The sequence below is a fragment of the Shewanella atlantica genome, assembly GCF_003966265.1.
Lineage (GTDB): Bacteria > Pseudomonadota > Gammaproteobacteria > Enterobacterales > Shewanellaceae > Shewanella > Shewanella atlantica.
The window spans coordinates 258,683-269,866 of sequence record NZ_RXNV01000004.1 but is presented as its reverse complement, the minus strand read 5'-3'; the positions used below and the strand labels follow the sequence as shown (position 1 = coordinate 269,866).

General features: G+C 45.9%; 9 protein-coding genes. 6 read left to right on the top strand and 3 right to left on the bottom strand.

All coding sequences use genetic code 11. The features are described 5' to 3' along the window. Positions 1-3 precede the first annotated feature (3 nt). From EKG39_RS12430 to EKG39_RS12420, 3 genes are all read right to left on the bottom strand, one after another. Complete coding sequence (locus EKG39_RS12430) at positions 4-1,083, bottom strand: efflux RND transporter periplasmic adaptor subunit (RefSeq protein WP_126506066.1); 1,080 nt, start codon at positions 1,081-1,083, stop codon at positions 4-6. Positions 1,084-1,754: 671 nt separating this feature from the next. Next, positions 1,755-1,910, bottom strand: coding sequence for a citrate/2-methylcitrate synthase (locus EKG39_RS12425; protein ID WP_126506065.1), 156 nt, complete (start codon positions 1,908-1,910; stop codon positions 1,755-1,757). A gap of 89 nt (positions 1,911-1,999) precedes the next feature. Beyond that, positions 2,000-3,286 (bottom strand): citrate synthase, encoded by a 1,287-nt coding sequence (locus EKG39_RS12420; RefSeq protein WP_126506064.1) that lies wholly within the window; start codon positions 3,284-3,286, stop codon positions 2,000-2,002. Between the two features lie 409 nt (positions 3,287-3,695). On the opposite strand from EKG39_RS12420, the gene sdhC reads away from it, so the two are divergent. The 6 genes from sdhC to odhB all read left to right on the top strand — a co-directional run bounded on the left by sdhC (position 3,696) and on the right by odhB (position 11,156). Continuing rightward, on the top strand, positions 3,696-4,091 hold the full coding sequence (gene sdhC, locus EKG39_RS12415; RefSeq protein ID WP_126506063.1) for a succinate dehydrogenase cytochrome b556 subunit: 396 nt from the start codon (positions 3,696-3,698) through the stop codon (positions 4,089-4,091). After that, complete coding sequence (gene sdhD, locus EKG39_RS12410) at positions 4,085-4,432, top strand: succinate dehydrogenase, hydrophobic membrane anchor protein (protein ID WP_126506062.1); 348 nt, start codon at positions 4,085-4,087, stop codon at positions 4,430-4,432. Before sdhC ends, sdhD begins: the two co-directional genes overlap by 7 nt. Continuing rightward, positions 4,433-6,199: a succinate dehydrogenase flavoprotein subunit gene (gene sdhA / locus EKG39_RS12405; RefSeq protein ID WP_126506061.1), complete on the top strand. Its 1,767-nt coding sequence runs from the start codon at positions 4,433-4,435 to the stop codon at positions 6,197-6,199. Between the two features lie 10 nt (positions 6,200-6,209). After that, entirely contained in the window at positions 6,210-6,917 is a 708-nt protein-coding gene (locus EKG39_RS12400) for a succinate dehydrogenase iron-sulfur subunit (protein WP_126506060.1), read from the top strand. A gap of 199 nt (positions 6,918-7,116) precedes the next feature. Beyond that, positions 7,117-9,939 (top strand): 2-oxoglutarate dehydrogenase E1 component, encoded by a 2,823-nt coding sequence (gene sucA / locus EKG39_RS12395; protein WP_126506059.1) that lies wholly within the window; start codon positions 7,117-7,119, stop codon positions 9,937-9,939. Positions 9,940-9,968: 29 nt separating this feature from the next. Continuing rightward, positions 9,969-11,156, top strand: a complete 1,188-nt coding sequence (gene odhB, locus EKG39_RS12390) for a 2-oxoglutarate dehydrogenase complex dihydrolipoyllysine-residue succinyltransferase (protein WP_126506058.1) — start codon at positions 9,969-9,971, stop codon at positions 11,154-11,156. Positions 11,157-11,184 lie beyond the last annotated feature (28 nt).

The following is an 11,184-nucleotide window of genomic DNA, read 5'->3' as shown; positions in this document are numbered from 1 at the left end:
CCGTTATTTAGTTGCAGATGCTAAGTCTAATGAGCCAATCACTTCGACAAGGGATTGATCTTTCAGGTTCTGATGGCCTCTGATGACGATCTGTTCACCGGGTTCGATACCATCGACTATCTCGACGGTATCCGCCTCACGGTAACCTAAGGAGACCGCGCGGCGATTCGCGTTGTCGCCATCTATCACATACAGGGCAAACTCATTATCCTGGTTAACCACGGCGTTATATGGAACGGTAATAACATTAATGTGTGTGTCATACCTAAGCTCAACACGTGTGAACATACCGGCCTTCAGGGTGGCTTTTTGATTTGGCACCGAAAGGGTCACCTTGAACGTGCCGCTTTGGGCATCGACGACCGGACTGATACGAAGCACTTTGGCATGTACCGTTTCATCTGTGTGCTTGTTAGCAAATATTTGAGCGTCTTGACCCAAACGAAGACTCTGTAGTTGTTGCTCTGGCAGGTGAACGATGCCGTAGAGCTCATCCTGGTCGACAACATAAAACAGTTCTTCAAACTCTTTTGCCATATTGCCTGCTTTGACAAATCGCGTCGCTATTACACCATCGATAGGGGAGCGAACCATACTTTCCTGAACCTGAAGTGCGGCTAGATCTCGCTTGGCGATAGCGGCCTGCAGGTTGTACTCGAGCTTGGCCATAGAGTCGGCGCTGAAAAATTCCTTGTTGCTCATCTTCTTGAGACGGTTTAGCTCCTGCTCGATAATTTCAACTTCGGCTTGTGAACGGGCGAGTTCAAATCTCTGTCTCTTAGCATCGATAACAGCAAGGAGTTGCCCCTTGGTGACCCGGTCTCCCTCTTCGACGTTAATACTTTCGATTAAACCGGAAATACGTGTGACTACGTTAGCTTCTTGTGGAGCTTCTAGGGTTGCTGTCGTACTGTAAAATGAGGATACATCACCCTGGATGACGGTTGTCGTTTCAACCGGTACCGCATATTTTTCCTCTTCCTTAACTTCCTCTTCTGCCCCACAGGCACTTAATACGGCGGCTAATAGTAAAGGGAGGGCGATTTTGAAACAGTTATTAGCGCGTTTGTTGAGAGAGTCCATGTAAGTTTACCTATGTTTTTTGATCCAATTAACATCAATAGTGCACAAGTCGTGCCAAAGTGTTTAACCTTTGTAATTCAATGCTTTAAATTCTAAAGTAGAGTTGGGGTTAACTCTAATGCAAACTTTGTAGCGAAAATGTTTAAAAAATGATGTTTTTGACTATAGAGAGATATACGCCTAAATGGATGACTGAAATAAGTCTAATTGCAACAAAATGTACATGAGCAATAACGGCACCTCTGAGCACAACGATTAGTAATACCAATTGTTCAGATAAATTTGGTGGGGGATGGATAGGTCATGATGAAAATACAAATCTGTTTTATGGTTGCTTTGACCGGAAAAAAGTCGAGTGATTATACCCAAACCACTTCAAGATGCAGGAATCAGCATGTCGAGAAGTGACAGAATCAAGGTCGTTAATTGCTCCTGCAGTAAAGACATTCCCACCATTCGTGGTGGTCTTCATGAAATAGCAGGACTAGTTATTCGAATTCAATGTCTCACAAAGCAGAAAATGTGGCTTCTCGCATTGCCCTTAGGGAGGTAGCTTGGGTATAGGTGATTAAGGTCACTCGCATTGAGCACACTTCAGATACAAAAAAGGCACTCATCGAGTGCCTTTTTTTAGGTCCTAGAGCCTAACTTCTAGTTTCTGAACCTTTTGCTTAACGATTCTCTTTCGATACAAAATCACGCTCTGCTGCACCGGTGTAAAGCTGACGAGGTCGGCTGATCTTATGACCAGGCTGATCCAGCATCTCTTTCCAGTGAGCAATCCAACCGACAGTACGTACCAGGGCGAACCATATCAGAGTGAACATGCAGACTGATAAGTAACAAAAAAGGCACCCAGTGAGTGCCTTTTATCTTTAGTTTCTAGATACTAACTTTTAGCCTCTAAAACCTGTTTTTAACGATTCTCTTTCGATACAAAATTACGCTCTGCAGCACCGGTGTAAAGCTGACGAGGTCGGCTGATCTTATGACCAGGCTGATCCAGCATCTCTTTCCAGTGAGCAATCCAACCGACAGTACGTGCGAGTGCGAATAGTACGGTGAACATGCTTGTTGGAATACCGATAGCCTTCATGATGATACCTGAATAGAAATCAACATTAGGATACAGCTTCTTGGAGACGAAATATTCATCTTCAAGAGCAATACGTTCGAGTTCCATAGCAACATCAAGTAGTGGATCGTTAACTTTCAACTCACCTAAGACTTCATGACAGGTCTCACGCATCACTTTAGCTCGTGGATCGAAGTTCTTGTAAACACGATGTCCGAAGCCCATCAGACGGAAAGGATCTTCTTTATCCTTAGCGCGTGCAATAAACTCTGGAATACGGTCAACACTGCCGATCTCTTCCAACATCTTCAGACACGCTTCGTTGGCTCCGCCGTGAGCAGGTCCCCAAAGTGATGCAATACCCGCTGCAATACATGCAAATGGGTTAGCACCGGAAGAACCGGCTAAACGTACGGTAGATGTCGATGCATTTTGCTCGTGATCGGCATGCAGAATAAAGATACGATCCATAGCGCGTTCAACGATAGGATTAACCTTGTACTCTTCGCAAGGAACAGCAAACATCATGCTGAGGAAGTTACCTGCATAGCTCAAATCATTACGTGGATAAACGAATGGTTGGCCGATTGAGTACTTGTAACACATGGCTGCGATTGTCGGCATTTTTGAGACAAGACGGAATGCAGCGATTTCGCGGTGACGCTCATCGTTGACATCCAAGGAATCTTGGTAGAACGCAGATAACGCTCCGGTTACGCCACAAAGCATTGCCATTGGGTGAGCGTCACGTCTGAAACCTCGGAAGAAGGCTGCAAGCTGTTCGTTCACCATAGTATGGTTTTTTACAGTATGACAAAACTTTTCATACTGAGTTTTAGATGGTAACTCTCCGTAGAGAAGCAAATAACAAAGATCTAAATAATCTGAATCAACGGCTAAATCACCGATTGGGTAACCGCGATGAAGCAGTATCCCCTGGTCGCCATCAATGTAGGTAATTGCTGATTCACAGGAAGCTGTTGCGAGAAATCCTGGATCGAAGGTAAAGTGACCTTTACTACCTAGCTTACTGATGTCAATAACATCAAATCCCGCCGTGCCTTCTTTGACCGGCAGATCGATTGATTCATTCCCTGGTAGTTCCAATTTGGCTATATTATCAGCCATACCCGTTCTCCTTACTTCATTCTTATGTGAGTGCGGCTTATCAAACGACAATACTTTACAGTGAATCTAGATCACATTTCAATTTAAATAAGTGTTTAAATTCGTTAGACCATGGTCTTATTTTGCTCAAACCCCATGATAGAACAGCAGCTTGGCAGATTTTTTTACCAAAAAAACAAAATTTGCATAATGTGATGTTTGTATTTGACATTTGCCCCTTGTATACTTGCTCCGGCTCTACAGAGCTGCATTCATTACTATTTAGTTAATACTTTTTTACGCGCTTAATTAGTGAGATCTAAATTGTTAATTGTTTGTTTAAACTTTTCTTTTGCGCAGACCTTGATTGTGACCTGTGTCACAGTTAAAAATTGAACGAAAGCGTTTCGTATAACAAAAATATAGCTCAATTGAGCAGAGTGAGCAGAACGTGAAAAAGCAAAGACCTGTCCATTTAGATCTGCAGACCATTCGCTTCCCTGCAACAGCGATTGCGTCCATCCTTCACCGTGTATCCGGTGTCATCATGCTGTTTGCTGTCGGTATTCTTATCTGGTTGTTAAATGAATCTTTAGCATCTCCTGAGAGTTTCGCAGCGACACAATCTCTTTTTGATAATTTGTTGGTTAAGTTTGTCATTTGGGGAATTCTTACCGCTCTCGGTTATCACCTTATCGTTGGCGTTCGCCATTTGATAATGGATACCGGACGCTGGGAAGAGTTGGCCTCAGGCATAGCTTCAGCAAAAGTCGCGTTTGCACTGTCAATCGTGTTTTCAATCATAGTGGGGATTTGGGTATGGTAACTAACGCAGCAAGTCTTGGTCGCAGCGGTGTCCATGACTTTATTCTTATACGTGCAAGTGCAATTATCCTGACCTGTTACACCATTTTCCTGGTTGGATTTATTGCGTGTAGCTCTCCACTGACTTATGACGCATGGCATGGTTTATTCAGCGCATTGCCGATGAAAGTCTTCACCTTACTTGCCCTGGTCTCGGTGTTAATTCACTCGTGGATTGGTATCTGGCAAGTACTTACGGACTATGTCAAGCCACTGGCTCTACGTGGTGTACTTCAGTTTGTTTTTGTCGTAGCTGCCTTCTCATATTTGGCGGCAGGCATTTTGATAGTGTGGGGTGTTTAAGTGAGTATTCCAGTTCGCGAATTTGATGCAATTGTTATCGGCGCTGGTGGCGCGGGTATGCGAGCCGCATTACAGATTTCTAAAGAGGGTAAGAGCTGTGCGCTGTTATCTAAAGTATTCCCGACACGTTCTCATACGGTATCTGCGCAGGGTGGTATCACCGTTGCGTTAGGTAACGCTCATGAAGACCATTGGGAACAGCACATGTACGATACGGTTAAAGGTTCCGATTTTATCGGTGACCAGGAAGCCATTGAGTTTATGTGTAAAACCGGTCCGGAAGCGGTTATCGAACTTGAGCAGATGGGTCTGCCTTTCTCTCGCTTCGAAAATGGTAAAATTTATCAACGTCCTTTCGGCGGTCAATCCAAGAACTTTGGTGGTGAACAGGCTGCACGTACCGCAGCAGCGGCTGACCGTACGGGTCATGCGCTTCTACACTGTCTTTACCAGCAAAATGTTAAGCACAAGACTGAAGTCTTCTCCGAGTGGTATGCCCTCGATTTAGTTAAGAATGATGATGGCGCAATCGTAGGTTGTACTGCAATCGATATCGAAAGTGGCGAAATTGTTTACTTCAAGGCTAAGGCGACAGTTCTGGCAACGGGTGGTGCAGGGCGTATCTTCGCCTCTACCACTAATGCTCACATCAATACCGGTGACGGTGTTGGTATGGCGATGCGTGCCGGTGTACAGATGCAAGATATGGAAATGTGGCAGTTCCACCCAACCGGTATCGCCGGCGCGGGTGTACTTGTGACTGAAGGTTGTCGTGGTGAAGGCGGATACCTGCTGAACAAAGACGGCGAGCGCTTCATGGAGCGTTATGCTCCTAATGCGAAAGATTTAGCATCTCGTGACGTGGTTGCACGTTCGATGATGACAGAGATTCGTGAAGGTCGTGGTCTCGATGGCCCATTAGGTCCGCATTGTCTGCTTAAACTGGATCACTTAGGTAAAGAGACACTGGAAGCGCGTCTTCCTGGTGTTTGTGAGCTTTCTCGTACCTTCGCTCATATCGATCCCGCAGATGGTCCTATTCCTGTACTTCCTACATGTCACTACATGATGGGCGGTTTACCGGCTAAAGTTAGCGGTCAGGTGCTGCGTAAGAACGCTGATGGCAGCGAGAGTGACGTCGTTGGTCTATTCGCTGTCGGTGAAATTGCCTGTGTATCAGTACATGGCGCCAACCGCTTAGGTGGTAACTCACTACTCGATTTGGTTGTCTTCGGTCGCGCAGCAGGTCAACACTTAGGTAAAGCCTTAGATGAGACTGCAACACCTATCGATGCGACAGAGGCTGATATTGCTAAATCCCTTGAGCGTCTCAATCGTTGGGAAGGCAATAAAGACGGTGAAGACCCTGTTCAAATCCGTAAAGATCTGCAGCTTTGTATGCAGCTTAACTTCTCAGTATTCCGTAGCGGCGACGCGATGGCTGAAGGCTTGAAAGAGCTTAAAGCAATTCGTAAGCGTCTGGAAAATGCTAAGTTGTCTGACAACTCAACCGAGTTCAACACTCAGCGTATTGAGTGTTTAGAGTTAGATAACCTGATGGCAACGGCGATAGCCACAGCCTATGCGGCAAACTATCGAACAGAGAGTCGTGGTGCGCACTCACGTGAAGATTATCTGGACCGTGATGATGAGAACTGGTTGTGTCACAGCCTGTTTGACCCGGCAACCGAAGAGATGGATCGCCGAGCTGTAAACATGGAGCCTAAGCTTCGTGATGCATTCCCGCCGATTAAGCGTACTTACTAAGGAAATTGAGATGAATTTGAATATCGCAGTTTATCGCTATAATCCTGATGTAGACGCTAAGCCTTACATGAAGGATTACACATTAGAAGTGGCAGAAGGTTCCGATATGATGGTCCTTGATGCTTTGATTCTTCTGAAAGAGCAAGATCCAACGTTAGCGTTCCGCCGTTCATGCCGTGAAGGTGTATGTGGTTCCGATGGCTTGAACATGAACGGTAAAAATGGTCTGGCGTGTATCACGCCAATCTCTACTTTTAAAGGTAAAAAATTAGAGATCAGACCACTGCCTGGAATGCCCGTTGTTCGTGATGTTATTGTAGACTTATCACAGTTCTACAAGCAGTATGAGAAGATCAAGCCTTACTTGATTAATGATGAAAAAACGCCGGCGCGTGAACATCTGCAATCTCCTGAAGAGCGTGAACATTTAGATGGTTTATATGAATGTATCATGTGTGCTTGTTGTTCGACCGCTTGTCCATCTTTCTGGTGGAACCCCGATAAATTTATCGGACCAAGCGGCTTATTGCACGCCTATCGCTTCCTGATCGATAGCCGTGATACAGCAACTGAAGAGCGTTTATCTGAACTCGACGATGCGTACAGCGTATTCCGTTGTCACGGCATCATGAATTGTGTGGATGTCTGCCCTAAAGGCCTTAATCCAACCAAAGCAATCGGACATATCAAGTCTATGTTGCTGAAGAGAGCAGTGTAAATGCAAGATAAAGAGCTAAAAGCAATAATAATATAGCTCGGATGGAGTCACTTCTCATTTGGGAAGTGGCTCTTTTATGTAAAGGAATTACAGTATATCGCTCTCGGGCGGCACAGATTGTGTACTTCTTGTTTGAACTCAAAGAGTGCACATTTAAGACTTTGGCTAATACAGTGTATAAAGTTTGAAAGGAATAGAAATGCACCAAGGCATCATGAAAGCCTGGCTCGAATCATCACACCTAAGTGGTGCTAATTCGACCTATGTAGAAGAGATGTATGAAGCCTATCAAGAAGACCCTCAGTCTGTTTCTCAAGACTGGCAAGTGGTGTTTGATAACCTCCCTTACGCGAATGGCGCATCGAAAGATCTGCCGGAAGCAACTCACTCTAAAGTACGTGATTATTTTCGTAGTTTAGCGCTCGAAGGTCGTCAGAAGGGCTCTGCCCGAGTGACAGATCCGGAAGTTGATGCTAAGCAAGTTAAAGTCCTACAGATGATCAACGCTCATCGATTCCGTGGTCACCAGAATGCTAATTTAGATCCTCTGGAGCTTTGGAAACGTGATCAGGTCTCTGAACTGGATCCAGCCTTCCATGGTTTAACTGGCGAAGATATGCAGCGTGAATTCAATACCGGTTCATTTGCTCATGGTGGAGACACTATGCAGCTTGGCGAACTTGTTAAAGCCCTTAAAGCGACTTATTGTGGCTCTATCGGTGCTGAATACATGCACATTACCGATACCGATGAGAAACGCTGGATACAGCAAAGGTTAGAGCCCTCTTTAGGTAGAGCTAATTACGACAAATCCGTTAAAACACGTATCTTAACCGGCTTAAACGCCGCCGAAGGTATGGAAAAGTATCTGGGTGCTAAGTTCCCCGGTGCAAAACGTTTCTCACTGGAAGGTGGTGATGCGTTAGTGCCTATGATGCGTGAGATAATCTATCGTGCGGGCGAAGCCGGCACTAAAGAAGTGGTTGTTGGTATGGCTCACCGAGGCCGACTCAACCTACTTATCAACGTATTAGGCAAAAAACCTTCAGAACTGTTTGATGAATTCGCGGGTAAACATAGCGATGCACTTAATGGTTCAGGCGATGTTAAATACCATCAAGGTTTCTCATCTGATTTTGAAACGCCGGGCGGAAACGTTCACCTTGCATTGGCGTTTAACCCATCTCATCTGGAGATCGTGAACCCGGTTGTCATGGGTTCAGTCCGCGCTCGACTCGACCGCCACGGCTGTGAAGAGGGACTAAAAGTATTACCAATCACTATTCATGGTGATTCAGCCATTACCGGTCAAGGCATAGTTCAAGAGACATTCAACATGTCTCAAACTCGTGGCTTCAAGGTCGGCGGTAGTATTCGAATTGTGGTTAACAATCAGGTTGGTTTTACGACTAACTTGACTGAAGACGTACGTTCAACTGAGTACTGTACCGATATCGCTAAGATGGTACAGGCACCGATTTTTCATGTTAATGCGGATGATCCTGAAGCTGTTGCTTTCGTATCTCAGCTTGCTGTCGATTATCGAAACGAATTTAAGCGCGATGTAGTTATCGATCTGGTTTGTTATCGCCGCCATGGTCATAACGAAGCGGATGAGCCCAGTGCGACTCAGCCATTGATGTACGCTAAAATTAAGAAGCATCCAACGCCTCGTAAGATCTATGCCGATAGACTGATAGAAGAGCAGACCTTGGCTGCCGACGATGTCACCTCTATGATCAACGATTATCGAGATGCACTCGACCACGGTGATTGTGTCGTGTCTGAATGGCGTCCTATGACATTGCATTCGGTTGACTGGTCTCCTTACATCAACAAAGAGTGGGATGATGAATATCCTGCTCAGATGTCGATGGAGCGTATCAAGTATTTAGCCGAAAAGATCAGCTATGTGCCTGAAAGTCATAAGCTTCAGTCCCGTGTAGCCAAAATTTACAAAGATCGGGCCTTGATGGCTACCGGTGAAAAACTCCTCGATTGGGGCTTTGCAGAGACTCTGGCTTATGCGTCTATTCTTGAAGATAAGAAACGCATTCGAATCACAGGTCAGGATTCAGGTCGTGGTACCTTCTTCCACCGCCATGCGGTTCTGCATAATCAAAATGATGCGACGGCATACATGCCGCTCCGCAACATTACCGATGAGCAGGGTCCTATCGACATTACAGATTCAGTATTGTCTGAGGCATCTGTTCTGGCATTCGAATATGGTTACGCTACGGCAGAGCCTGGTGGATTAACGCTTTGGGAAGCGCAATTTGGTGACTTTGCCAACTGTGCTCAAGTGGTTATCGATCAATTCCTGTCATCGGGTGAGCAGAAGTGGGGCCGTCTTTGTGGTCTGACTATGTTACTGCCTCATGGCTACGAAGGTCAGGGACCGGAGCACTCGAGTGCTCGACTGGAACGATTCCTACAGCTTTGTGCTAATCACAACATGCAAGTCTGTGTGCCTTCTACTCCGGCGCAGGTTTACCATATGCTTCGTCGTCAGGTTGTCAGACCTATGCGTCGTCCGCTCGTTGTGATGTCTCCAAAATCACTGCTGCGTCATCCATTAGCTGTATCTAGTATGGAAGAGCTTGCCCAAGGCAGCTTCCAGAACATCATTCCTGAGATGGAAAGCTTAGATAGTGCTAACGTTGACCGTGTGGTTTTCTGTAGTGGTAAAGTTTACTTCGAACTATTAGAGAAACGTCGCAAAGAGAATGTTACTAATGTCGCCCTCGTTCGTGTGGAGCAGTTATATCCGTTCCCTCATGACGATATGCAAACGATTTTGGCCGATTATCAGCACGTCAAAGATTTTGTCTGGTGCCAGGAAGAGCCTCAAAACCAAGGCGCCTGGTACTGTAGTCAGCATCACTTCTGGAGCTCAATTCCAGCAGGTGCCCAGTTAACTTATGCCGGTCGTGAAGCTTCTGCTGCTCCTGCATGTGGTTACCCGGCATTGCATGCTCAGCAACAAGAATCTTTGATTAATAGCGCATTAAAACTGTAGTAATAGATAATTTAAAAGGATAGCTCCCCATGAGTATCGAAATTAAGGTACCCGTATTGCCAGAATCAGTTGCCGATGCAACTATTGCTACTTGGCATGTTCAAGCTGGTGAACAAGTTTCTCGTGATCAAAACTTGGTTGATATCGAAACTGATAAAGTTGTACTCGAAGTTGTGGCCCCTGAAGATGGTCAAATAGCGGAATTTTTGGCCGAAGAGGGGGACACAGTCCTTGCTGAAGCCGTTATCGCTAAATTTGTTGCCGGCGCAGTTGCAGGGCAGGAAGTGACTAAGGCGGAAGCCGAAGCCGCGACTCCGGAAGCTACAGAAGATTCTAATGACGCTCTAAGCCCTTCTGTACGCCGCCTGATTGCCGAGCACAATGTCGATGCAAGCAAGGTCAAAGGTACAGGTGTTGGTGGTCGTATCAGTAAAGAAGACGTCGAAGCTTTCGTTAAAAATGCCAAAGCAACGCCGGCTCCGGTAAGCGCACCAGCTGCTGTAGCACCGTTAGCAGAGCGTAGCGAGAAGCGTGTTCCTATGACGCGTCTTCGTAAGACGATTGCTAACCGTCTGCTAGAAGCTAAAAACTCAACGGCTATGCTGACGACGTTTAACGAAGTGAACATGAAGCCAATCATGGATATCCGTAAGCAGTACCAGGAGATCTTTGAGAAGCGCCATGGTATTCGTTTAGGCTTTATGTCTTTCTACGTAAAAGCTGTGACAGAAGCACTGAAACGTTACCCTGAAGTTAATGCCTCTATCGATGGCGATGACTTGGTGTATCACAACTACTTCGACGTGAGTATCGCGGTATCTACGCCTCGTGGTCTGGTAACACCGGTACTTCGTGACACAGATACTATGAGTCTGGCCGATATCGAACGTAACGTTCGTGAGCTAGCCATCAAAGGCCGTGACGGTAAGCTAACTGTAGCCGACATGACCGGCGGTAACTTCACCGTGACTAACGGTGGCGTATTTGGCTCACTAATGTCTACACCAATTCTTAACCTGCCACAAAGCGCAATCTTAGGCATGCATGCCATTAAAGATCGCCCAATGGCAGTCAATGGGCAGGTTGAAATCCTGCCTATGATGTACCTGGCACTATCTTATGACCATCGTATTGTCGATGGCCGTGAGTCTGTTGGATTCTTGGTTGCCATTAAGGACTTCCTCGAAGACCCAACTCGTTTACTGCTTGATTTATAAAAATAGCGCAGTGACACCATACTCATTA

Bases quoted from the DNA above. Each gene is read 5' to 3' on its own strand.
- EKG39_RS12430 (WP_126506066.1), bottom strand. From the start codon at position 1,083: ATGGACTCTCTCAACAAACGCGCTAATAACTGTTTCAAAATCGCCCTC.
- EKG39_RS12425 (WP_126506065.1), bottom strand. From the start codon at position 1,910: ATGTTCACTCTGATATGGTTCGCCCTGGTACGTACTGTCGGTTGGATT.
- EKG39_RS12420 (WP_126506064.1), bottom strand. From the start codon at position 3,286: ATGGCTGATAATATAGCCAAATTGGAACTACCAGGGAATGAATCAATC.
- sdhD (WP_126506062.1), top strand. From the start codon at position 4,085: ATGGTAACTAACGCAGCAAGTCTTGGTCGCAGCGGTGTCCATGACTTT.
- EKG39_RS12400 (WP_126506060.1), top strand. From the start codon at position 6,210: ATGAATTTGAATATCGCAGTTTATCGCTATAATCCTGATGTAGACGCT.
- sucA (WP_126506059.1), top strand. From the start codon at position 7,117: ATGCACCAAGGCATCATGAAAGCCTGGCTCGAATCATCACACCTAAGT.
- odhB (WP_126506058.1), top strand. From the start codon at position 9,969: ATGAGTATCGAAATTAAGGTACCCGTATTGCCAGAATCAGTTGCCGAT.